Source organism: Bradyrhizobium sp. 22 (genome assembly GCF_000482425.1).
GTDB classification, from domain to species: Bacteria; Pseudomonadota; Alphaproteobacteria; order Rhizobiales; family Xanthobacteraceae; genus Bradyrhizobium; species Bradyrhizobium japonicum_B.
In genome coordinates, this window is the sequence record NZ_KI519400.1 from 1,339,903 (window position 1) to 1,363,087 (window position 23,185).

At 62.5% G+C, this 23,185-nt stretch carries 25 protein-coding genes; 18 read left to right on the forward strand and 7 right to left on the reverse strand.

The features are described from left to right. Window positions 1-286, reverse strand: a 286-nt coding sequence (locus K410_RS40695) for an IS3 family transposase (protein WP_049820144.1), incomplete at its 3' end; no start/stop codon positions are given. A gap of 162 nt (window positions 287-448) precedes the next feature. Here K410_RS40695 and K410_RS0131660 point away from each other — a divergent pair. The 11 genes from K410_RS0131660 to K410_RS0131710 all read left to right on the forward strand — a co-directional run bounded on the left by K410_RS0131660 (window position 449) and on the right by K410_RS0131710 (window position 12,785). Then, the gene (locus K410_RS0131660) at window positions 449-958 is read left to right on the forward strand and encodes a TRAP transporter small permease (protein WP_028138595.1); all 510 of its coding nucleotides are present in this window, start codon (window positions 449-451) and stop codon (window positions 956-958) included. Window positions 959-960: 2 nt separating this feature from the next. Further along, on the forward strand, window positions 961-2,280 hold the full coding sequence (locus tag K410_RS0131665; protein ID WP_028138596.1) for a TRAP transporter large permease: 1,320 nt from the start codon (window positions 961-963) through the stop codon (window positions 2,278-2,280). Between the two features lie 12 nt (window positions 2,281-2,292). Next, window positions 2,293-2,754, forward strand: coding sequence for a DUF3237 domain-containing protein (locus K410_RS0131670; protein WP_028138597.1), 462 nt, complete (start codon window positions 2,293-2,295; stop codon window positions 2,752-2,754). 215 nt (window positions 2,755-2,969) lie between these two features. Then, window positions 2,970-4,055: an IS5 family transposase gene (locus tag K410_RS0131675; protein ID WP_028133123.1), complete on the forward strand. Its 1,086-nt coding sequence runs from the start codon at window positions 2,970-2,972 to the stop codon at window positions 4,053-4,055. Between the two features lie 250 nt (window positions 4,056-4,305). Then, window positions 4,306-7,002 carry a cold-shock protein gene (locus K410_RS37550; RefSeq protein WP_049820405.1) on the forward strand — a complete coding sequence of 899 codons (2,697 nt, stop codon included), beginning with the start codon at window positions 4,306-4,308 and terminating at the stop codon, window positions 7,000-7,002. Between the two features lie 85 nt (window positions 7,003-7,087). After that, on the forward strand, window positions 7,088-7,486 hold the full coding sequence (locus K410_RS0131685) for a type II toxin-antitoxin system HicB family antitoxin (RefSeq protein ID WP_028138598.1): 399 nt from the start codon (window positions 7,088-7,090) through the stop codon (window positions 7,484-7,486). A gap of 145 nt (window positions 7,487-7,631) precedes the next feature. Further along, window positions 7,632-8,441: a crotonase/enoyl-CoA hydratase family protein gene (locus K410_RS0131690; RefSeq protein ID WP_028138599.1), complete on the forward strand. Its 810-nt coding sequence runs from the start codon at window positions 7,632-7,634 to the stop codon at window positions 8,439-8,441. Next, window positions 8,438-10,321, forward strand: a complete 1,884-nt coding sequence (locus tag K410_RS0131695) for a feruloyl-CoA synthase (protein WP_028138600.1) — start codon at window positions 8,438-8,440, stop codon at window positions 10,319-10,321. The genes K410_RS0131690 and K410_RS0131695 overlap by 4 nt, the downstream gene beginning before the upstream one ends. 25 nt (window positions 10,322-10,346) lie before the next feature. Next, window positions 10,347-11,108 carry an SDR family NAD(P)-dependent oxidoreductase gene (locus tag K410_RS0131700; protein ID WP_028138601.1) on the forward strand — a complete coding sequence of 254 codons (762 nt, stop codon included), beginning with the start codon at window positions 10,347-10,349 and terminating at the stop codon, window positions 11,106-11,108. Between the two features lie 12 nt (window positions 11,109-11,120). Continuing rightward, window positions 11,121-11,540, forward strand: coding sequence for an acyl-CoA thioesterase (locus K410_RS0131705; protein WP_028138602.1), 420 nt, complete (start codon window positions 11,121-11,123; stop codon window positions 11,538-11,540). A gap of 93 nt (window positions 11,541-11,633) precedes the next feature. Further along, window positions 11,634-12,785, forward strand: coding sequence for an ABC transporter substrate-binding protein (locus tag K410_RS0131710; protein ID WP_028138603.1), 1,152 nt, complete (start codon window positions 11,634-11,636; stop codon window positions 12,783-12,785). Between the two features lie 291 nt (window positions 12,786-13,076). On the opposite strand, the gene K410_RS0131715 is transcribed toward K410_RS0131710, so the two are convergent. Both K410_RS0131715 and K410_RS0131720 read right to left on the reverse strand, forming a co-directional pair. Then, window positions 13,077-13,805 (reverse strand): glutathione S-transferase family protein, encoded by a 729-nt coding sequence (locus tag K410_RS0131715; RefSeq protein ID WP_028138604.1) that lies wholly within the window; start codon window positions 13,803-13,805, stop codon window positions 13,077-13,079. Between the two features lie 36 nt (window positions 13,806-13,841). Beyond that, window positions 13,842-14,102, reverse strand: a complete 261-nt coding sequence (locus K410_RS0131720) for a hypothetical protein (protein ID WP_028138605.1) — start codon at window positions 14,100-14,102, stop codon at window positions 13,842-13,844. A 112-nt stretch (window positions 14,103-14,214) separates the two neighbouring features. Between K410_RS0131720 and K410_RS0131725 the strand changes: the two genes are divergently transcribed. Both K410_RS0131725 and K410_RS0131730 read left to right on the forward strand, forming a co-directional pair. Further along, the gene (locus tag K410_RS0131725; RefSeq protein ID WP_028138606.1) at window positions 14,215-14,913 is read left to right on the forward strand and encodes a helix-turn-helix transcriptional regulator; all 699 of its coding nucleotides are present in this window, start codon (window positions 14,215-14,217) and stop codon (window positions 14,911-14,913) included. Between the two features lie 5 nt (window positions 14,914-14,918). Continuing rightward, window positions 14,919-15,242 carry a YkgJ family cysteine cluster protein gene (locus tag K410_RS0131730; RefSeq protein ID WP_028138607.1) on the forward strand — a complete coding sequence of 108 codons (324 nt, stop codon included), beginning with the start codon at window positions 14,919-14,921 and terminating at the stop codon, window positions 15,240-15,242. Here K410_RS0131730 and K410_RS40700 read toward each other — a convergent pair. Together K410_RS40700 and K410_RS0131740 are read right to left on the reverse strand one after the other, a co-directional pair. Next, a complete protein-coding gene (locus K410_RS40700) occupies window positions 15,239-15,637 on the reverse strand; it encodes a hypothetical protein (RefSeq protein ID WP_028138608.1) in 399 nt (132 codons plus the stop codon). The genes K410_RS0131730 and K410_RS40700 overlap by 4 nt on opposite strands. 222 nt (window positions 15,638-15,859) lie before the next feature. Then, window positions 15,860-16,207, reverse strand: a complete 348-nt coding sequence (locus tag K410_RS0131740) for a DUF3307 domain-containing protein (RefSeq protein WP_049820470.1) — start codon at window positions 16,205-16,207, stop codon at window positions 15,860-15,862. Window positions 16,208-16,623: 416 nt separating this feature from the next. Between K410_RS0131740 and K410_RS0131745 the strand changes: the two genes are divergently transcribed. The 3 genes from K410_RS0131745 (at window position 16,624) to K410_RS0131755 (ending at window position 19,439) form a co-directional block, all read left to right on the forward strand. Then, complete coding sequence (locus K410_RS0131745) at window positions 16,624-18,069, forward strand: TAXI family TRAP transporter solute-binding subunit (protein WP_028138610.1); 1,446 nt, start codon at window positions 16,624-16,626, stop codon at window positions 18,067-18,069. Window positions 18,070-18,219: 150 nt separating this feature from the next. Next, window positions 18,220-18,438: a hypothetical protein gene (locus K410_RS0131750; protein WP_028138611.1), complete on the forward strand. Its 219-nt coding sequence runs from the start codon at window positions 18,220-18,222 to the stop codon at window positions 18,436-18,438. Window positions 18,439-18,653: 215 nt separating this feature from the next. After that, a complete protein-coding gene (locus K410_RS0131755) occupies window positions 18,654-19,439 on the forward strand; it encodes an enoyl-CoA hydratase/isomerase family protein (protein WP_028138612.1) in 786 nt (261 codons plus the stop codon). Window positions 19,440-19,515: 76 nt separating this feature from the next. On the opposite strand, the gene K410_RS0131760 is transcribed toward K410_RS0131755, so the two are convergent. Beyond that, entirely contained in the window at window positions 19,516-20,160 is a 645-nt protein-coding gene (locus K410_RS0131760) for a glutathione S-transferase family protein (protein WP_028138613.1), read from the reverse strand. Between the two features lie 89 nt (window positions 20,161-20,249). Here K410_RS0131760 and K410_RS37555 point away from each other — a divergent pair, with 89 nt between their 5' ends. Next, window positions 20,250-21,269 carry a helix-turn-helix transcriptional regulator gene (locus K410_RS37555; RefSeq protein ID WP_049820406.1) on the forward strand — a complete coding sequence of 340 codons (1,020 nt, stop codon included), beginning with the start codon at window positions 20,250-20,252 and terminating at the stop codon, window positions 21,267-21,269. A 98-nt stretch (window positions 21,270-21,367) separates the two neighbouring features. Beyond that, window positions 21,368-21,616: a hypothetical protein gene (locus K410_RS0131770; RefSeq protein ID WP_028138614.1), complete on the forward strand. Its 249-nt coding sequence runs from the start codon at window positions 21,368-21,370 to the stop codon at window positions 21,614-21,616. A 55-nt stretch (window positions 21,617-21,671) separates the two neighbouring features. On the opposite strand, the gene K410_RS37560 is transcribed toward K410_RS0131770, so the two are convergent. Then, window positions 21,672-22,904, reverse strand: a complete 1,233-nt coding sequence (locus K410_RS37560; protein WP_049820407.1) for an EAL domain-containing response regulator — start codon at window positions 22,902-22,904, stop codon at window positions 21,672-21,674. Window positions 22,905-23,185: the final 281 nt, after the last annotated feature.

Consider the following 23,185-nt stretch of genomic DNA (forward strand, 5'->3'; position numbering starts at 1 on the left):
CGATCGACTTTTTTAAAATGTCGCGTTCCATCCGCAGCCGCTCGTTCTCCTGGCGCAACACGGCGAGTTCCGAAGCCTGGTCCGCCGACATCGGCGTCGCCTGCGTGGTGGGGCGCCACGCCGCCGATGCCGGCTCGCGCCGGAGCTTATCGACCCAGCGCCGCAGCACTGAGTCGCGCAGACCGAGCTCCTTGGCTACCGACCCGATCGAGCGGCCGCTCGACACCACCAACCCCGCCGCCTCGCGCTTGTACTCTTCAGTAAACGACCGACGTGCACGTTCCATTCAACACCTCCAGGCTCAACGAGCCTACTACAGGTGTCCACTCATTCGGAGGAAGTTCAGACGCACCCTCTCCCCAACCCTCCCCCGCAAGCGGGGGAGGGAGCGCACCTCCCTCGCGGAAAACCTGAACCGGCTTCGCTGGACTGGATAGGATTCTTCCTCATGAAGCGCTCCTGGATGGATCGCGTGATCGACTCGATCGAATGGATCGCGGCCGGCTTCGTCGGCATCGTCGCGCTCGACATCTTCCTGTCGGTGCTGCTGCGCAACACGCTGAACTATTCGATCCCCGACAGTTTCGACATCGGCCGCATGCTGCTCGGCATCCTCATTTTCTGGGGCATCGCGGCAACCTCCTATCGCGGCACCCACATCACGGTCGACCTGGTCTGGGGCAATGTCGGGCCGCGCCACCAGCGCTGGATCGACGTGTTCGCAACCCTGGTGCTGCTGTTCGTCGTAACCGTGCAGACCTGGACGCTGTTCGACAAGGTCCGGCTCACCTACAACGACAACGTCCAGACCTTCGACCTGCACATGCCGACATGGCCTTTCTTCCTCGTCGCGTGGATCGGCGACGTCTGCGCCGTGCTGCTGATCGCGATCCGCACGTACCGGCTGATCTTCCACCCCGAAGACATCCATGAACCAAAGATCAAGGTGGCGGAGTAACCATGAGTACCGACGCCGTCGCCGTCATCGGCTTCATCTCCCTTTTCGCCCTGATGCTGCTGCGCGTGCCGGTCGGCATGGCCATGGGCCTCGTCGGCGTGTGCGGCTTCAGCTATCTCGTGGGCTCGACACCGGCCCTGAAGATGGTCGGACAGGTCACCATGCGGACGGTGACGGATTACACCTTCGGCGTCATCCCGATGTTCCTGCTGATGGGCTCCTTCGTCAGCAACTCCGGCATGAGCCGCGAACTGTTCCGCGCCGCCAACGGCTTTGTCGGGCATTTGCGGGGCGGGCTCGGCATCGCCACCGTCGGCGCCTGCGGCGGCTTCGCCGCAATCTGCGGCTCGTCGGTCGCGACGGCCGCGACCTTCTCCGCCGTCGCGTACCCGGAGATGCGCCGCTTCGGCTATCCGCAATCCTTCGCCACCGGCGTGATCGCGGCCGGCGGCACGCTGGGCGCAATGCTGCCGCCCTCCACCGTGCTCGCGGTCTACGGCATCATCACCGAGCAGGACATCGGCAAGCTGTTCATCGCCGGCATCATCCCGGGCCTGCTCGCGATGAGCATGTACATGATCACGATCTTCCTGATCGGCTATTTCCGCCCCGATTTCCTTCCGAAAGGCAAGGTGACGCCCTGGCGCGAGCGCCTTGCCGGATTGAAGGACATCTGGGCCCCGGTCCTGCTGTTCCTGTTCGTCATCGGCGGCCTCTACGGCCTGCCCTTCCTGCCGCGCTTTACCCCGACGGAGGCCGGCGGCGTCGGCGCCACCGGCGCATTCATCATCGGCGTGCTGACCGGCCGGCTCGACCGCGAGAAGGTGCTGGCCTCGCTGCTCCAGGCCACACGCACCGCGGCCGCCGTGTTCACCGTGCTGATCGGCGCGCTGATCTTCGGCTATTTCCTGACGGTGACGCAGACGCCGCAGAAGGTGACCGAGCTCCTCACCGGGCTCGGCCTTGGTCCCTACGGCGTGCTGGCGCTGATCATGGTGATGTATCTCGTGCTCGGCTGCCTGATGGACGCCATGGCGATGATCATCCTCACCGTGCCAATCATCTTCCCCGTGATCATGCATCTCGGCTTCGACCCGATCTGGTTCGGCATCATCATCGTCATGACGGTCGAGCTCGGATTGATCCACCCGCCGGTCGGCATGAACGTCTTCGTCATCAAAAGCGTGGTGAAGGACGTGTCGTTCTCCACCATCTTCAGGGGCGTGATCCCGTTCGTCGTCACCGATCTGATCCGTCTCGTGATCCTGATCGCCTTCCCAGCGCTGGCGATCTGGCTGCCGACACGCATGATGGCGCATTGAAGAGGTGAAGCGATGACCACACCTACCCTCGAAACGAAATACGTCTTCACCCTTACCGTCCGCATCGGCGACGTCGTCACCGCCGGCGAGACCGGGATCGGCGTTCGCCGCATCATCCCGATCATCGGCGGCGAGGTTAAAGGCGCGATCTCGGGTAAGGTGCTGCCGTTCGGCGCCGATTTCCAGACCATCCGCCCCAACGAGCTGATCGATCTCGAAGCCAAATACGCCTTCGAGACCGACGACGGCGCAACCGTCTATGTCGAGAACAAGGGCATGCGCTTCGGCCCCGTCGATCTCTTGCAGAAGCTCAAGCGCGGCGAGCCGGTCGATCCCAAGCTGATCTATTTCCGCACCGTGCCGAAGTTCGAGACCGGACATGAGAAGTATCGCTGGCTGATGGAGCGCATCTTCGTCGGATCGGCGGCACGGCATGCGGACCGTGTGGTGATCGACGTGCACCAGGTGGAATGACGAACTGTTGACTACGGCAGGTTCCAGTGTGTATAAATACACACTAGTCTTGCTTCAAGGATTCCCTCGAATGTCGGCATTAGATAGCTCCTACACGCGAGCAATCGCGCTGATCGACGAGGTCGAACCTCGGCTAGCAGTCTGCTGAAAAATGGCCTCGTCAGGGCCTGCGATTGATGATTCAGTTATACATCATGAATCGTCGGGGGCTCGGCATGCGGGGCGCTTTTGCGGATCAGGGCGGGCTATTTTCGTACATCTCGCCAGAGGCGCGAGTGCCTGCGGACCATCCGCTGAGGAAGGTCCGGGAACTTGTCCGCGATGTGCTGAGCGAGATGAACCGTGACTTGGGGAAGCTTTACGCGAGCGAAGGGCGTCCCTCGACGCCACCAGAGCAATTACTGAGCGCGTTGCTGCTGCAGGTATTCTACGGCATCCGGTCGGAACGCCAGTTGATGGAGCAACTGGACTACAATCTTTTGTACCGCTGGTTTGTGGGGCTCTCGCCCGATGACCCGGTCTGGAATCCGACCACCTTCACCAAGAACCGGGAGCGGTTGCAGAACGGGGAGGTGTTCAAGAAGTTCATGACCAGGCTTCTGAACCATCCGCAGGTCAAGCCGCTGCTGTCGGACGAGCACTTTTCGGTGGATGGAACGCTGATCGAAGCCTGGGCCTCACAGAAGAGTTTTCGTCCCAAGGACGGTAGCGGTGACGATGATGACGGCGCGAACTTCCATGGCCAGAAGCGCAAGAACGACACCCATGCGAGTACCAGCGACCCGGACAGCAGGCTTTACCGCAAGGCAGCCGGACGGGAGGCCAGGCTCTGCTATATGGGGCACGCCACCATGGAGAACCGGTATGGGCTGGCGGTGGCCGGCATGGTCACGCACGCCAATGGCACCGCCGAACGCCGGGCTTCGGAGATCATGCTGAAGGCGAGACGCAAAGCCGCCGGCCGCCGCATCACGGCCGGTGAGGACAAGGCGTACGATACCGCCGATCATGTCGCCAATCTTCGCGCCATCGGCGTGACGCCGCATGTGACACAGAACCAGGCCGTCACCAAAACCGGCAAGACCCGCACCAGTGCCATCGACGAACGAACCACGCGGCATCCGGGGTACGGCATGTCGCAATCGCGCCGGGCGATGGTCGAGTGCATCTTCGGATGGGGCAAGCAGCATGGCACCATGCGCAAGACCAAACATCGCGGCATCGCTCGCGTCGCCGCCGACTTCCTGCTCAATCTGATTGCCTATAACCTGATCCGCATCCCCAAACTGGCTGCGGCGTAGCCGACCCCAGACCTCAAACTCCGGAGCGCGCTATCCCAACAACCGACCTCGCAATAGAAAGAACAACTAATTCTTTGCGTTTTTCAGCAGACTGCTAGAGAATGTTCTGACCGAAGAAGACGCCAAGCTTCAACTCATCGCCAGATTTCTGACCGAGATCCTCGGCTGGGATCACGCAGACATTTCGGCGGAGCGGAAGAACGATGCAGGCTATTCAGATTACATAGTTAGCGACGCAGGTCGACCGGCCATGCTCGTTGAGGCTAAGCGGCAAGGGCAGCTTGAGCTATCGACCAGCGCAACAGCCAAACAGACGTACAAGATTTCTGGTCCCGCGCTGAAGCAGTGCCTTGTGGGAATCGAACAAGCCGCATCCTATTGTGCTCCCGAAGGCATTCAATTCGCGGTGGTGACCGACGGTTGCACGTGGATTTTCTTCAAGCCTTTTGTTCCAGGCGAAAACTATAAATCAAAAGAAGCAATTGTCTTTCCAACGCTTCGATCTGTCGAAGACGACTTTGCTTCTTTTTTTGAACTAGCTTCCAAAGAGGGACATCAGCGCGGCTCGTACAAGCACGTCTTCGACAAGTTGCATGACAAGCGCCTTCTTCTTACGCAGGGCCTTCACTCCGCATTCTCGGATGCGGATATTCATCCGAGCCACAAATCTCAGATCGCTTTTGACCTCGACAACGTTTTCAATTCTTTTTTTGCCGGGCTGGTGGGTGACGCGAATCCCGACATGTTGCTCGAATGCTTCGTCGAGACCAAAGAGAGCAGAATTGCGGATTTTGCGCTCGAGAAACTGACGACTTATGTACTCGGCAACATTAACCCGCCTGACAAGCAAGTCGATGAAAGCTTACAACAACTCATTACGAGCACGATTTCCGACAAACACGGAGATACTGTATTCATTGTCGGCCCCTCGGGAGCCGGAAAATCGACATTCCTCGCTCGATTCTTTAAGTCAACCCTACCGAAGGCCATTCGAGAACGGTGCGTTGTAATAAACGTGAACGCGCTGGACGCGACTGGCGATTCCGCCACCTCGTTAGCGTGGTTCACCAATAACGCGATCTCTAGCATCGAGAAGCAGCTATACCCGAAGGGTTTCCCGGATTGGGACCAACTCCTTGGACTATACTTTACTGAATACGTTCGACGCAGTGAAGGAGTCGATGCCGAGCTTTATAAACAAGACAAAGAAGGATTTAAACGAAAGTTCGGCGAGTACATGGATACCCAAGTCGAGCAAGATCGTGAGGGTTATCTCAAGCGACTGCTGATTGACATCGTCGAGAACCGAAAATCGCTACCTATCTTTGTCGTGGACAATACGGACGAATTTTCTCTCTCATACAAACAAACCCTATTTCAATACTTCCAAGCGTTGCGCAGGCACGTAACTCACTGTCTGCTGCTATTCCCTCTGACTGATCGATCTGCATGGTCTTTCTCGAAAACTGAACTCTTCAATATCTACTCTTCTAAATCCTACTTTCTTCCGACGCCTCCTCCGCGCGAAATTTTCCGCAAGCGGCTCGAATATTTACGGACAAGACTGGACAAGAGTCGGAAGACCCCTGCCGTTTACGACGCCGGGATAAGCTTTAGAGTAAAGCTGGAGAGCCTAGAAGCATTCGCCTCAGTGATTGAAGACATCTTCGTCCGGCAAGACTACATCTCCAATCGACTGGGAAATCTAGCAAACTACAATATTCGGAAGACGCTTGGACTGGCGAGGCGCGTTATCACTTCTTCTGCCCTAGGCATTGAAGACCTTTTGAAATCTTATGTAGCGGGAACTCAAGAGCCCCTGCCGGCGGCCAAATTTATGCAGGCCTTAATCTTGGGCGACTATAATTTTTACAAGCGAGGCGATGCGCATCTCATCTTCCCTATATTCGACGTAAGCACCGAAGTTGCTCAGTCGCCTCTAGTCCATTTGCGACTGCTCGCTTTGCTAAAGGCTGCCCACGACTCGCGTTCGTCAGATGACAGTCGCTATCTTTCGATATCATCGATTACGCAATACTTTGATGGGATGGGATATGCAGAAACGGCCGTAGAAATAGCGCTTTCGGCATTGCTAGAGGCTTCGTTGGTTGAACCTCACGACCCGTCAATGGGTGGCTTGGCTTTGGCACAGCGCGTCGCTATCACTTACAGTGGCCTGACGCATTTGGAGTTGGCTCTCTTTAATCCAGTCTTCTTCGAACAGATGGCCTTGACCGCTTTGATTGCAAACAGCGACATCGCTAAGCAAATACGGTCGCACTACCTTCTGGACGACCTGTTCAGAATGCGAATGCGACGGGTTCGAGAGACGTTTGGAACGTTTCTGATTGATGAGGACGAGAAGTTCTGCCGGATACCTGCTGCTGAACAGTACACCGTCCAAAAAGCTGTCTCTGCAGACATACGTAAGTTTTCCGGAGGAGCATCAGAGGCAGAGCTTAATAGCCGGGATGCCGTAACGAGAAGCGCAGCTCATGGCATCGTCGCCAAAGGCGTGAACGGCATCGTCGACTGGTTCGATGAAGCGAAGGGATATGGATTTGTAACGGTTGAGCAACTCCGTGAGTCAGCCTTTCTGCACGCATCCGTATTAGAGAGGTCAAATATCGATAGCGTCCACGATGGCGACGTTCTTATTGTCGACGTATCGCGGAGTCAGAAGGGCATCGCCATTTCTGATGTTCGTAAGGCGCAAGCAACCACGACCGCAGAGACCAATCTGGTTGAAGTCATCGTAATCAAGATGTTCGAAGATAGAGGATATGGATTCGTCCACGTCCCGAGTTTGCGCCAAGACGCCTTCTTTCACGTCTCGATACTGCCGCAACAGGATCGAAAGTCGATCACCGTGGGGAAAAAATTTCAGGCCGAACTCAACGAGGACTTCAAAGGCCGAGGTCTCCAGGTTCGGCGAATGGTCAATTAGTTTTGGCACGATGCAGGATCGCTGATCCATCCTCCAGAACCATGGACCGATCGGCATAGATGAATACTGAATTGAGGTAAGCCCCATGCGTCACTACATTGGCCTTATCCATAAAGATGCCGACAGCGATTTTGGCGTGTCATTTCCTGATCTCCCCGGCGTAACCAGCTCCAGCACGACGCTGGACGAAGCTCGGGCAATGGCTGAGGAGGCGCTGACCCTTCATCTCGAAGGTATGGCTGAAGATGGAGAAGCGATTCCCGAGCCGTCGTCGCTTGAGGAGATCATGTCGGATCCGGAGAACCGCTCGGGCGTCGCCATTTTGGTATCGGTGAAGGATGAGCAGCCAAAGATCGTCCGCGTCAATGTCACCCTGCCCGGCGATGTGCTGGAGCAAATCGACAAATACGCCGAGGCCCACGGCTACACGCGATCCGGCCTGCTTGCGCGGGCCGCCAAGAAGCTGATCAGCGACGCCGCCTGAGGCGCTCCGCACGTTGCGCGGCTCGGCGCCCAATGCCCGATGACGCCTGCTTTCGGAGCCACCTTTTCCGCACAGCCGCGAGGACGCCCCTCCTTGACTCCCCCAGAATTCGTTATACAACATAACTATTCTGACAAGGACGCAAATGACACAGGGAAACGCCGAGACCGCTGCCGCGGGTGGCTCCGGGCTACTCCGGATCGAGAGGGTGGACCGGGTTCTGACCGTGGGTCTGAACCGGCCGGCCAAGCGCAATGCGCTCAACGACGGCATCATCCTGGAAATCGGCGAGTGTTTTGCGTCCCTGCCCGAGGACATCGGCGCCGTCGTCATCCACGGCATCGGCGACCATTTCTCCTCCGGCCTCGACCTCTCCGAGCTGACCGAGCATGACGCGACCGGCGGCCTGCTGCATTCCCAGATGTGGCACCGGGTATTCGACCGCATCCAGTATAGCCGCGTGCCTGTGATCGCGGCCCTGAAGGGCGCCGTGATCGGCGGCGGGTTGGAACTCGCCTGCTCCGCGCATATCCGCGTCGCCGAGCCCTCGACCTATTTCGCGCTGCCGGAAGGACAACGCGGCATCTTCGTCGGCGGCGGCGGCTCGGTGCGGCTGCCGCGGCTGATCGGCGTCGCCCGGATGATGGACATGATGCTGACGGGCCGCGTCTATAGCGCGACCGAAGGCGCGTCCTATGGCTTCGCGCAATATGTGACGGAAGCCGGCAACGCGCTCGGCAAGGCGATGGAGCTTGCGACCAAGGTTGCCTCCAACGCGCCGCTGACCAATTTCGCCGTGCTCCAGGCGCTGCCGATGATCGCGGAGGCCAATCCGCAGACCGGTCTGTTGATGGAATCGCTGATGGCGACCGTGGCGCAGAGCGACAAGGAGGCAAAACGCCGGATCCGTGAATTCCTCGAGCACAAGACCGCAAAGGTAAAGCCGAAGCCATGAGCGCGCAGCCGTCCTCTTCCAGCATGGAGCGCGGCGCGAGCAGTTTCCCGCTGCGGCCCATCTCGTTCGGCGATCCCGCCGTCAATATCGAGCGGCGCGACGACGGCACGATCTATCTCAGGCCGAAGCAGCCGCTCGGCGACTATCCGGTCCGCATCACCGACCGCCTGCATCATTGGGCGGCGACCACGCCGGATCGCGTCTTCATGGCGGAGCGCGAAGGCGGCCGCGGCTGGCGCAAGATCACTTACGCCGAGCTGCTCGTCGCGAGCCGGCACATCGCTTCAAGCCTGATTGCGCGCGGCCTGTCGGCGGAGCGGCCGGTCGTGATCCTCTCCGGCAACTCGATCGACCACGCCCTGCTCGCGTTCGGCGCGTTCTACGCCGGCATTCCGTTCTGCCCGGTATCGCCGGCCTATTCGCTGGTGTCGAAGGACTACGGCAAGCTGTCCTATCTGATGAAGCTGCTGACGCCCGGCCTCGTCTTCGCCGAGGATGCCGACAAGTTCGCCGATGCGCTCACCGCCAATGTCTCGCTCGGCACCGAGATCGCGGCCTCCTATGGCCGCGTGCGGGGCCGCGACGTCACGCTGCTCGCCGACCTCATGGCGACGCCGACCCGCAGCGATCTCGACGACGTCCATGGCAGGATCGGTCCCGACACCATCGCGAAGTTCCTGCTGACCTCGGGCTCGACCGGCAATCCGAAGGCCGTCATCAACACCCAGCGCATGATCTGCGCCAACCAGGTGATGCTGCGCGAGACGCTCGCTTTCCTCAAGGACGAGCCGCCGGTCATCGTCGACTGGCTGCCCTGGAATCACACTTTCGGCGGCAACCACAATATCGGACTGACCCTCTACAATGGCGGCTCGATGTATCTGGACGCCGGCAAGCCGATGCCTGGGGGCATCGAGGAGACCGTGCGCAATCTCCAGGAAATCTCGCCGACGGTCTATTTCAACGTGCCCAAAGGCTATGAATCGCTGCTGCCCTATTTGCGCGAGGACCAGGGCTTGCGCGCAAAATTCTTCGACCGCCTGCACGCGATGTTCTTCTCGGGCGCGGCGCTCTCGCCGTTCATCTGGGACAGCCTCGACGAGCTCGCGGTGAAGGAAAAAGGTTATCGCGTGCCGATGCTGACCGGGCTGGGCGCGACCGAGACCGCGCCGTTCTTCATGTCGGTCAATCCGCGTACCAGCCGCTCCGGCCATGTCGGCCTGCCCGTTTCGGGCAACGACGCCAAGCTGGTGCCGAACAACGGCAAGCTGGAGGTGCGGGCCAAGGGGCCGAACGTCATGCCCGGCTACTGGCGCCAGCCCGACATCAGCGCGAAGTCCTTCGACGAGGAAGGATTCTACAAGATGGGCGATGCGCTCAAGCCCGCCGATCCCGACGATCTCAACGCCGGCTTCGATTTCGACGGCCGTGTCGGCGAAGACTTCAAGCTTGCCAGCGGCACCTGGGTCAGCGTCGGCCCCTTGCGCGCGCGACTCACGGCGGCCTGCGCACCGCTGGTGCGCGACGTCGTCATCGCCGGCATCAACCGCGACGAGATTTCCGCGCTGGTGGTGCTCGACCTCGACGGTTGCCGGCTGATCAATCCGACGCTGCCGGCCGACGATCTCGTCGTCGCGACGCGCGACCGCCTGGTCCGCGAGGCCTTCCGCGAGCGCCTGACCGGTTTCCTCAGCCAGGCCACGGGATCCTCGACACGCATCACGCGCGCGATCCTGATGGACACGCCGCTGTCGATCGACAAGGGCGAGGTCACCGACAAGGGCTCGATCAACCAGCGCGCCGTGCTGGAGCATCGCACCGACTTGATCGAGGAGCTCTACGCTGACAATCCATCCAACCGTGTGATATCGGTCGGATGAGAAATTACCGCACCAGGAGAACGCCATGTTGTTGAAGGATCAGGCAGCCATCGTCACCGGCGGCGCATCGGGACTGGGCGCGGCCACCGCGCGAAAGCTGGCGGCCCAGGGTGCCAAGGTCGCGGTGTGCGATCTCAATACCAAGCTTGCCGAGACGGTTGCGGCCGAGATCAAGGGCGTGGCCGTGACCTGCGACGTCTCCGATGCCGCCTCGGCCGAAGCCGCGGTGGCGCAGGCTGCGAAAGCCCACGGTCCGGCGCGCCTGCTGGTCAATTGCGCCGGCATCGGCGTTGCCAAGCGCGTGGTCGGCCGCGACGGCCCGATGGCGCTCGCCGATTTCGATAAGGTGATCAAGGTCAATCTGATCGGCACCTTCAACATGCTGCGCCTTGCCGCCACAGAGATGTCCAAGCTGGAGCCGCAGGTATCAGGCGAGCGCGGCGTCATCATCAACACCGCGTCCGTTGCCGCCTATGACGGCCAGATCGGGCAATCCGCCTATTCGGCGTCCAAGGGCGGCATCGTCGGCATGACGCTGCCGATCGCGCGCGAGCTGGCGCAGTTCGGCATCCGCGTGCTCACCATCGCCCCCGGCCTGTTCCTGACGCCGCTGCTCGCGAACCTGCCGCAGGAAGCCCAGGACTCGCTCGCCGCCGCGATCCCGTTCCCGCGCCGGCTCGGCCAAGCCGACGAGTTCGCCGCGCTCGCGCTGCACATGGTCGAGAACGCCTACCTGAACGGCGAAGTGGTGCGCCTCGACGGCTCACTGCGCATGGCGCCGAAGTAAGGCGAGCGACGCATGTTCGTGAACCGGCGCGAGGTCCAGATCCAGTGGGGCGATTGCGACCCCGCCAACATCGTCTACTACCCGCGCTATTTCGCGATGTTCGACGATTCGACCTCGACCCTGTTCGAGGTCGCCGGCTTCTCCAAGCAGGATCTGGTCCGCAAGTACGGCCTGGTGGGCATCCCCATGGTCGACACGCGGGCCACGTTCTACATCCCCTCGACCTATGGCGACTGGATCACCATTGAAACGAAAATCGAGAGCATCAAGCGCTCGAGCTTCGAGGTGAAGCACAACGTCTACAAGGGCGAGGCGCTGGCGCTCGAGGGGTTCGAAACCCGCGTGCTGGTCGGCCGCGATCCCGTTAACCCCGACAAGCTGAAATCGGCACCATTCCCGGCGGAAATGGTAGCCAAGTTCACGGGGAGTTAGAGCCTGGAGCTAAATCGCCGCATCACCAAAAGAGGGGGCTGAAATACCCCCCGATTTCTGCTTTCAAAGAAACACGTAAAGGGAGGAAATAGAATGAAACGCTTTTACCTGACTGCCGCGATCGCCGCGGCGACGCTGGCCCTGCCGGCGCTGCCCGCGCTGGCCCAGTCCAGCGAGATCACCATCGGCATCACCACCACCACGACCGGGCCGGGCGCGGCGCTCGGCATTCCCGAGCGCAACGCGCTGGAGTTCGTGCCGAAGGAGATCGGCGGCGTGCCGCTGAAGGTGATCGTGCTCGACGACGGCGGCGATCCCACCACCGCGACCACGAACGCCCGCCGCTTCGTGACCGAATCCAAGGCCGACGTCATCATGGGCTCGGCGCTGACGCCGCCGACGATCGCCGTCTCCAACGTCGCCAACGAAGCCGGCATTCCGCATTTCGGCCTGGCCCCGTTCCCGATCACGCCGGAGCGCATGAAGTGGTCGGTCGCAATGCCGCAGCCGATTCCGATCGTCGGCAAGGTGCTGTACGACCACATGAAGGCCAAGGGCGTGAAGACGCTCGGCTATATCGGCTATTCCGACTCCTACGGCGATCTCTGGTTCAACGATCTGAAGGCGCAGGCCGTGCCGATGGGCATGACCATCGTCGACGAGGAGCGTTTCGCCCGTCCCGACACCTCGGTGACCGGACAGGTGCTGAAACTGGTCGCCGCCAATCCCGACGCCATCCTGGTCGGCGCATCCGGCACCGCGGCCGCGCTGCCGCAGACCGAGCTGCGTGAACGCGGCTACAAGGGCCTGATCTACCAGACCCACGGTGCCGCCAGCATGGACTTCATCCGCATCGCCGGCAAAGCGGCGGAAGGCGTGCTGATGGCCTCCGGCCCCGTCATGGCCCCCGAGGAACAGCCGGACAGCGCGCTGACCAAGAAGCCGGGCCTCGCGCTGAACGCGGCCTATGAGGCCAAGTACGGCCCGAACAGCCGAAGCCAGTTCGCCGGCCATTCCTACGATGCGTTCGAGATCCTGAAGCGCGTCGTCCCGGTGGCGCTGAAGACGGCCAAGCCCGGCACGCCGGAATTCCGCGAAGCCATCCGTCAGGCGCTGCTGTCGGAGAAGGACCTCGCGGCAAGCCAGGGCGTCTACAACTTCACCGAAAAGGACCGTTACGGCGTCGACGAACGCGCCCGCATCCTGCTCACGGTGAAGGACGGCAAGTACACGCTGGTGAAGTAGGCGCGACGAACACGTCAAGACGACGAGAGCCGGCCGATGGGCCGGCTCTTTTGTTTTTCGGTTTCTAAAACGCTGCGACCATGATGAATCGTCATCGCGCTTTAGGTTGTTTGTTCAAGCAAGGTCTTTCGGAAAACCGCTGCGCACTTCCCCGGATCGCGCTATGGTTGGAATTGCCCCTGAGATCGTCATGGCCGGGCTTGTCCCGGCCATCCACGTCTTGCCACGCGGCGCGAAGAACGTGGATGCCCGGGACAAGCCCGGCCATGGCGAAGCAGATACGTCGCGTTCCTACGCCGCCTGCCGCAGCGGGGCCCAGGCGAATTCGGGGTAATACGTCTCCATCATGCGGTCGACAAAGGCGGTGAGGTTCGGAAAGGACTCGGCGCGCTCGCGCAAGGTCGATTCGAAGAACGGCGTCAGGACGCCGGCGAGCATACCGAAGGCGGTGGCGTCGACGCCGCAGGGCTTGCTGCCCATCAGGTACGCCTTGTCGCCGAGCTGCACCGAGAGCGCAAACAACGAGCGCACGGCGAGGTCGACGTCGTCATCGGGGGCGTGGCGGCCGAGGCCGGAGAGCAGATAGTTCTCGGCGACGCGGAACTGCGCATCCTCGCGCAGCTTCTCGCGGTTGTGCTCCGGTGCGCCGTCGAAGAAGTGCGCGGGTCCCTTGGCGAAATTCACCGGATCGACCCAGCGCGCCCCGACCAGCCCCCAGTAGACATGGTGCTCGACCATCCGCTCGAACGCCCAGGCCTGCGCACGCTCGGCCAGCGACAGACCGGCATCGAAATCGAAGCCGTAGCGACGCTCGATATGGGCGCGGATGAAGGTGGAATCAGCCACCGCCTCACCGCCGTCGTCGATGAACGGCAATTGCCCCTTGGGCGAGGCTGGCGGCATCGCCCGCTCTTTCCGGTAGGGCAGTCCCGCCATCTTGAGCTGCACTTCCGTCTTGGTGACGAAGGGGCTGATTTCCGGCAGGCCGAAGCCGGTGCCGAAGCCGTAAAGCGTGATCATGCGAGCTCTCCTGAACCTCTCGAAAGTCGACGGAACCTAGCGACCGGCTGCTGCCACCATGGTGGCAGCAGCCGTGATATGTTCTGCGAAGCGGGCTCCCCGCCAGGCGCGGCCCATCACGTGGCGGACCAGCGCGTCCGCGGCCTGGGTCAGCGAGCGTGCCACCACGCTTGCGAGAGCAAACCGGAGATCGACGGCCATGAGATCGAGCGAAACGAGGCGGCCGAATGCCGATACGGACCACGCCTGTGCCCGCAGCATCGGAATCGCCGGGCCGAAATGGGTTGGAATGATCATGGATAAATCCCCTTCAGTCGATGTGTTGTCCCGGTATAGAACCCCCCTGCTGCCAACATCCTGTCAGCAGCCGCGCGCCGCCTGCTGAAAAACCACCGATAAGAGAATTGTCATGAGACGCGCCGACCGGCTGTTTCAGATCATCCAGGTGCTGAGGCGCACGCGTAAGCCGCTGACGGCGGACGCCATCGCGGCCGAGCTCGAGACCTCGAAACGCACGATCTATCGCGACATCGCAACGCTGATCGGCCAGCGCGTGCCGATCCGCGGCGAAGCCGGCATGGGCTACATCCTGGAGAAGGGATTCGACCTGCCGCCCTTGATGCTGACGCCCGACGAGATCGAGGCGGCCGTGCTGGGCGCGCAATGGGTCGCCGGCCATGCCGATTCGGCGCTGGCGCGCGCGGCCGAAGATCTGATGGCCAAGATCGCCGACACGGTGCCCGAACGCTTGCGCCCCTTCGTGCTGGAGCCGGCGAGCCGCGCGCGCCCAAGCTGGAACAGGGAGCCGGACCGCCTGGACATGGCGCGCACCCGCACCCAGATCCACGAAGGCAAGAAGATCATGCTGCGCTATCGCGACGAGCAGGGCCGCGCCAGCGAGCGCATGATCTGGCCGATCTCGGTCGGCTATCTCGAAGCGGTGCGGCTGCTTGCCGCCTGGTGCGAGCTGCGCGGCGACTTCCGCAGCTTCCGCACCGACCGCGTCGTCGAGGCGAACTATCTCGACGAGAAATATCCGGAACGACGCGACGTGCTGCGCGCAAAATGGCGGCAGAGCCTGGTCTGGGGCCCGCCAAAGGACACGTGACGAGGATGCAGGAGAGCTCCCCCATCGATCCGTCGAGCTGCTGCCAGAGTTGCGGCGCGTGCTGCGGCTATTCGGCCAACTGGCCTCGCTTCTCGATCGAGACCGACGAGGAGCTTGCCGCGATTCCGGAGACGCTGGTCAACGAACGCCAGTCCGGCATGCGCTGCGAGGGCGATCGCTGCTCGGCCTTGCAGGGAGACATCGGGAAAGCCACCGCGTGCGGCATCTATGCGACGCGGCCGGAGGTGTGCCGCACCTGCATGCCGGGCGATGCCGAATGCGCGATGGCGCGGCGGAAGTTCGGATTGCCGGCTATCGCAATCGTTTAGGCAGGAACGGCTTCGTCGATCTCGTCGTCGAACTCGTCATCGAGCGGGGCGAGCACCGACAGCGGCTTGGTCGACAGCGTGATCGGCTTGCGGCCGCCCGACAGCGAAGGCGAGGCTTTCGCCGCGCCTTCCCGCGACAGCGCATAGAGCGTCGAGCCGACACGGCCGCCGTTCTCGATCAGATCGCGCTCGCTGCAGCTCGCTGCGATCACGACCGCCAGCGAATGCAGATGGTTGCGGCGATAGCAGAACAGCGCCAGCCTGGCGCGCGCGTCAGGGGAAACACTCTCAACCAACCTCGGCAGGCCACTCTCGCTGGCGCGGTACATCTCGCCAAGGAGTTCGTCGCGAACCGGGCAGAAATCGCTTTCAAAGGCGTCGCGGCTTGAAAACATTGCAGTTCTCCCTCGTGTGAGGAAGATGCAGCGCAATTCTCTAATGAAAGGTTAACCACGCCGGCCGGTAGTCACCCGGGGTGCTTGCGCGTGGGCCGCGAATCGGAAGCGGAAGGGCGTTGCAGATTGCCGTCATTCCGGGGCGGTCCAAAGGACCGAACCCGGAATCTCGAGATTCCGGGTTCTCGCTTCGCGAGCCCCGGAATGACAGATGCGCAGCCCTCAGTTCGCCGCCATGAAGATGGAAAGGCCGAAGCCGGTCAGATGATGCAGCGCCTGGTCGACGCCGATCAGGGTCCAGAACCAGGGATGCGCCAGGTCGACCCCGAAATTCGCCGAAACGAACCCCTTGGCGCGGTCGATCGTGATGTGGATCACGAAGTCGATGAAGGCCACGAACCAGAATTTCGGCGCCACGATCAGGATCAGCGGCAGTGCAACCGCAAGGTGAACGAGGCAGTGCACCAGAAGCGGCAGGGCCCAGCCGTGTTTCTGGTCCTTGCCGTGCGCCATCCAGGCGGTCTGGAGGACGAAGTCGGCGATGATGTGCTTGAAAGTGAGCAGCAACATCCAGCCAATGAGCGCTTCGACCGGAACCGCCGATGACATGGGTGGAAACGACAAGGCTGACGCCCTCATTGACGTGACAAGGAAAATTGGAGCGTTCAGCGCAACTTATTCTTGGACCAGGTCTGGACCGGTCAAATCGCCGGAAGGCGCGATTTATGACATCTCCCGCGGCGGAATGCAGCCGGGGGAACCGGAAATTCGCCAAGTGTGGCTAACCGGGCATAGGGGCGAGCCATGGCCGCGGAAGCCCAGCGTAAGGTTACCTTCGGCTCGTAATTTGCTTTCCGCGGCCTTCGCGCTATCATCCCAGATAGAGAATACCGTTCTTTTTTCAGACGTTTACGAATTTTAGGGCGCGCCCCGCGATCGCATCCGCGAGCTGCCCGCCACCGAGACAATAAGGCCAGAGTGCTGCCATGAGTACTGAAGGCCCGATTTCGTCACTTGCCGAACCGCCGCCCCGGCGCCCCAAGGTGATCAAGACCAATCAGCAGCAGGTCTTCCTCTACGTCGTGCTGACCCTGCTGTTGTCGCTGGCCACCGTCTGGGCCGGCCGCGCGATGCTGCACAATTCGGAAACGCTGACCTTTGCCGTCGGCGCCCCCAACAGCGACGAGGCGCTGTTCGCGGCCAAGCTCGCCGCGGTGCTGACGTCCAACGCCTCGCGCTTGCGGATCAAGATCGTCAACAACGCCGACGGCGCCAAGGCGCTCGCACAGTTCGACCGCAAGCAGGCCGACCTCGCCGTCCTGCGCACCGACGCCAAGGTCCCGCTGCGGGCGCGCACGCTCGCGATCCTCGAGCACGATCTCGTGCTCCTGCTTGGTCCCGGCAACAGGAAGATCAAATCGATCGCCGAGCTGAAGAAGAAGAAGGTCGCCGTTCTCGCCGAGAGCGAATCCTCCCTCGCCTTCGTGCGCAGCATTCTCGACATCCCCGATGGTCCGGACGCGGCGAAGATCCAGATGGCGCCGCAGGGCGCAACGCTCGACAAGCTGTTCGCACCGGCAAACGGCTTTGGCGCGGTCGTCGCCATCGTACATGCCTCCAGGGCTGTCAGGGACAAGGCCTATGAGCAGGTCGCCCGGCGCGGCGGCTTCACGCTCAACGCGATCGACGAGGCCAAGGCGCTGGCGCGCAGGCTTCCCGGCATTTCCAGCGAGACGCTGACGGCAGGCACGCTGTCGACATCCCCGCAAATTCCCGATGACGACCTCGACACGATCGGGCTGGAATGGCTGCTGGTGGCGCAATCCAGGATGTCCCCGAGCACGGCAGGCGAGCTCGCCCGCATCGTCTACGAGAACAAATCCGCGCTCGGGCTCGACAACGGCTTTGCCACCAGGATCGAGCCGGCCTCTGTCGAGAAGGACGCCTTCGTGATGGCGCACCAGGGCGCGGCCGATTACATCAACGACGACACCAAGTCGTTCATGGATAAGTACAGCGACTTGATGTATGTGGGCGCCGCCGCGCTCAGCGTCATCGGCTCGATCTTCGCCGCGATCTACGCCAAGATCACCCGCATCGCGCCGGAGAAGGCCAGCGAACTCTCCACCGCCATCCTCGACATCGGCGAGCGGATCGAGCACGCGCACTCGCTGGATCAGCTCGAATGCCTTCAGGACGAGCTCGAGGGCATCCTGCGCGGCGCCGTCATCGGACTGCGAGACGGCACGATCAGTACCGATGGGCTCGACACCTTCAAGCTGGGCTACGAGTTCGTCCGCGACGAGATCGGCATGCGCCGCGACTATCTGAAACGTCATGCCAGCGAGACCGAGAAGTCGGTGCCGGGTACCGGTCCCGCCCCGCACGACGACAGCAATGTCGTGGTCGTGAAGACCGCCCAGAGCGCCTGACCAGCCGGGTCGTTTGAGGCTGCCGCTGCAGCGCATCACGACGTGCTGCATTGCGTCCGGGCACGAGGCTGGGGCTGCGACCTCCGCCCTGTCGGAAGGAACCAGCGCGATCTGCAACCGTTGGTTCTGTTGCAACCGGAAAACCGCCGCATGCGTGCACTCCTCATCATCCTCCTTCTGGGAATGCTGGCGGCGGCCGGCTACTTCGCCTATTCCGCAATAGCGGTCGAAGGCGAGCCGATTCCGACGGAAGGCTACGTGGCGCTGGCGCTGGGCGCGGGGTTTTCCATCATCGTCGGCGTCGGGCTGATGGTGCTGCTGTTCTTCAGCAGCCGTCGCGGTTACGACGAGCCGCCGCATTTCAGGTAGCCCCCGCGACCAGGGCGGCCTGTGCCGCGGCCACCATCGGCGGCGTGCTCAGCAGGTCTTGCTGTCGGGCCGGCGGCGTGCTCTGGGTGCTCGACGCGGTGCCGCACGTTCCGGCCCTGCGACAGCTTCGAGATGGCACAGCATCCCGATTTTGCCGAGACGCGACGCCGAGGCGAAAGGCCGCGCCCTCCAAAACAGGTACGATGGAGACAAGAATGTCGGACGTCACCGACGCAGCGACCAGCCCCCTGCTCCAATGCGACGGCGCACGCGCCACCATCCGCCTCAACCGGCCGAAGCATCTCAACCGGCTCCAGGCGGAAGACCTCGACGAACTCGTCAGGCTGTTCGACCTGATCGAGGCCGATCCGGCCATCCGCGTGCTGGTGCTGACCGGCACCGGCCGCGCCTTCTCCGCCGGGTATGACCTCAACTCGGCCGCCGAGCGCGCCGTCAGCGCAAACGAGCAGCAGAGCGCGGGCTCTGCCTTCGAACTCGTCGTCAACCGGCTGGAGGACCTCGGCGTGCCGACGATCTGCCGGCTCAACGGCGGCGTCTATGGCGGCTCGACCGATCTCGCGCTCGCCTGCGATTTCCGCATCGGCGTCGATACCGCCGAGATGTTCATGCCGGCGGCGCGGCTCGGGCTGCATTATTACCGGAGCGGCATCAAGCGCTACGTCACCCGGCTCGGCATCGACAACGCGAAGCGACTGTTCCTGACCGCGCAAAAGATCAGCGCCCCGGAGATGCTGCGGATCGGCTATCTCACCGCCATGGTGCCGGTGGAGTTCCTGGACGAGGAGGTCGACCAGCTCGCGACGGTTCTCGCCGGCAACGCGCCGCAGGCGATGGCCGGCATGAAGCGCGCCATCAACGAATTCGCCCGCGGCGAGCTCGATGATGGTGCCGCCGACCAGCGCCACCGCGACAGCATGCGCGGCGAGGAGATCAAGGAAGGCATCAAGGCGTTCGCAGAGAAGAGAGCGCCGAGGTTTTGAGGGACGGGTCGGGGAGCACGAGGAGACGCTTCATACTCCATTGTCGGCGCGTTTCCCGCCATCAGAACGAAAGCCTTTACGCTCCCGCCGCCTTGGCATGCTGCGCGGCCATCTCCTCATCCGCCGCGTTGATGCGCTGGAATGTCGGTCGCGAGGTCATGCGCTCGGCGTAGCGGACGAAGACGTCCTTCTTCGGCACGATGCCGAACATCATGGTCCAGCTGAACGCCACGCCCCACAACACATCGGCGGCTGTCATACGCTCGCCGAACAGATACGGCCCCCTCGACAGCTGCGCTTCGAGCGCGCCGAGCATGGTGTCGTAGTCGGCATAGGGCGACTGCGTGATGGGCGCCGGCTCGCGCTGCATGAACTTGTCGATCAGCGCCGGCTCGAAGGATGAGCCGTAATAGGCGATCCAGCGTAGATATGGGCCGCGCAGAGGATCGTTCAGCGCAGGCGTCAGACCCGCCTGCGGGAAGAGATCAGCGAGATAGATGGTGATCGCGACCTGCTCGGTCACCAGGGCCTCGCCGTGGCGGATCGCCGGGACCTTGCCGAGTGGATTGATGGCGAGATAGGCCGGCTTCCGCTGCTCGCTAGCCTTCATGTTGAGGACGTGGAGATCATAAGGCGCGCCCAGCTCCTCCAGCAGCACCCGCGTGCCAGTGGCGCGGCTTTGCGGCGAATAATACAGCGTGATGCGGTTCGGATCGGTCATGGCAGGCTCTCCTGGGGCGCTCTCTGGCAAGGCGCATCTTGTAGAGACTCATACCTGACATCCTCTGTCAGGTATGGTTTAAGGAAATCATGCGCGCGAGCCGGATGCTGTCGATCCTCACCACCCTCCAAGCCAGGGGGCAGGCCACCGCGCCAGAGCTTGCGGAGTCCTGCGAGGTCTCGGTGCGCACGATCTATCGCGACATCGACGCGCTCGCGGCGTCGGGCGTGCCGGTCTACGCCGACCGCGGCGCGGAGGGCGGTTATCGCCTGCTCGACGGCTACCGCGTGCGACTGAACGGCCTGTCGCAGAGCGAGGCCGGCGCGCTGTTCCTGACCGGATTGCCCGGTCCTGCGGCGGCCCTCGGCCTCGATGCGGCGATGATCGCCGCGCAGAACAAGCTGATGGCGGCGCTGCCCGCCCATCTGCGCGAGGACGCCAGTCGTATGCAGGGGCGCTTTCACCTGGATGCGCCCGGCTGGTTTGGCGAGGCGGACGAACCGAAACATCTACGCACGATCGCCGGCGCGGTGCTGCGCGGGACATTGATAGAAATCCGCTACCAGAGCTGGCGTTCCGAGAAGCAGCGCCGTCTCGCGCCGCTCGGCCTCGTGCTGAAGGGCGGGAACTGGTACCTCGCGGGCCAGGTCGACGCCAGCGTGCGCACCTATCGTGTCGCGCGCGTGCTCGACTGCACGGCGCTCGACGAGAACTTCGAGCGCCCCACCGATTTCGATCTGGCCGCCTATTGGCAGGCCGCGACACTTCGTCTCGAGGCCGAGATGCACCCCAATGTCGCGGTGGTGCGGCTGTCGCCGTTCGGCGTCAAGCTGCTCGACGCATTGAGCCAGCCTTACGTCAAGGCGCGTACGCAGCTCGCAGAGGCCGGTGATGCCGACGGCTGGCGCATTGCGCGCGTGCCTGTCGGCAAGACATCCTGGCACGCCGCGGCCGAATTGTTGCGGCTCGGCCCCGAGGCCGAAGTGCTGGAGCCCGCCGATCTCCGCGACAAGATGACAGAACTGACGCAGGCGATGGCCGCGCGCTATCGCGCGGCGCGGAAAACATCACACCGGCGCATTACGCCGCAGGCCACGAAACAATCCTGAAACACGATTCTCCTGATCCCGCGTGAACGCGATCGCATCTCGGCCCGACCGAGATGCAGGGACACAACAACGGCCCTAGCGCCAAATGGAGAATGAAGATGTTTCGTAAGCTTGCTCTCGGTCTGATCGCCGCCGGTTCGCTCGGCGTTGCCGCTCTGGCCCCGACCGCCGCTTCGGCAGGCGGTTTCCATCACCATCACGGTCATCACCACTGGGGTCCCGGCTGGGGCTTCGGCGGAATCTACCTCAACACCGGCGTCAGCAATTGCTACCAGGAACGCCTGGTCCGGACCCGTCACGGCCTGCGCGTGCGCGTCGTCAATGTCTGCGCCTACGGGATCTACTGAGCCCGCCTGCATCTGCTGACGAATCCCGGTCGCCCGGCGACCGGGGTTCGCCATCTCAGCCTGCGAGAGCTACCGGCGTCGCCGATGCCCCGTGCCCGTCGGCGAGAGCATTGCGCTCGGAGATCCACCGTTCGGCGCGCGATCGCCGCAGCGAGGGCGCAAAGAAGAAGCCCTGGGCGACATCGCAGCCGATGCGGCGGATGATCTCGAGCGCTTCGGAGCTCTCGACGCCCTCGGCCACGACCTTCATGTTGAACGCCTTCGCCAGCGCCACCGAGGCATCGACGATCTTCATCATATCATCGTCGGATTCGCAGCCCTTGATGAAGGACTGATCGATCTTCAGCTCGCTGAACGGCAGCCGCGCCAGGGCCGCGAGCGACGAATAGCCGGTGCCGAAATCGTCGATGGCCGTCCCGATCTTCTTGAGCCGCAGCCGCACCAGGATGTCGTTGGCACGCTCGACGTCGGCCATGGCCGAAGTCTCGGTGATCTCCACCGTCAGCGAGGTCGGCGAGATGTTCTCGCGGCGCAGGATCTCCTCGATCCGGTCGGGCAAGGCCAGATCGGACATCAGCGAGCCCGAGATGTTGACGGCAATGGTGAAGCCGGGATTGCGCTCGATCAGCTTGCGGCCCTGCGACATCGCCGATGACAGGATGCAATCGGTCACCTCGCGCATGAGGCCGGCCTCCTCGGCGATCGGAATGAAGACCATGGGCGAGACCATGCCGAATTCGGCGGTGCGCCAGCGTGCGAGGGCCTCGGCGCCGACGACCCTTCCGGTCTCAAGCGAGATTTTCGGCTGAAACTCGACGAAGAATTCGCGGTCGGCGAGGCCACGCATGATTCTCGCCGGCGTGATCGGGAGCTGCGGCGAGGTCGATGCCGCGGCCAGCGGCGCACGCCGCGGAGATTCGAGTGCGCTGCGCAAGCGGTTCAGATCGAGCGGCTTTGTCAGGCATCCGCCGACCGACAGCTTCAACCCGTTCGCGACCCGTCGCGTGGCCTTCATGATACGATCGTCGCAGCCGCTGATGATGACGATCGACATCTCGCGGAGGCCTCGCTCGGCGACGAAGTGCAACAGCTCCACCCCGTCCCGCTCTCCGAGCGACAGGTCGAGCGCCATGATCTCGAAGGCCTCGCGGCCCAGCAGCTCGGTTGCGGCCTCATAGGAGGACGCAACGACCGTTTCGTAGCCGAGTTTCGCCCCGATCTTGCCGATCAGAACTCGCTGCACCAGGTCGTCGTCGACCACGAGAAGACGGCCTCTCATCGCACTCATCACCAAACTCTCCAGACGTCGGCGGCGTTGATGACCCCAACGCTTACAGTAGCGGCCTCGCCTGGTCATGAATACAACACGGCTAAAACTTTCCCGATCCGGAGGGATTCGTTAGGCATCTTCTTCGAGGCGCCAAGTGATTGATTTTGATCAGGTTTATGTCGAGCGCGACGGCACGGTATGGGAATGCTCCGGGCCATCGAGCAAGTGCATGAACACGTCGTAAAGCGCGCTATCGGAAGCCGGCAAACCCACGACAAACTACGGGAATCTCCATCGGC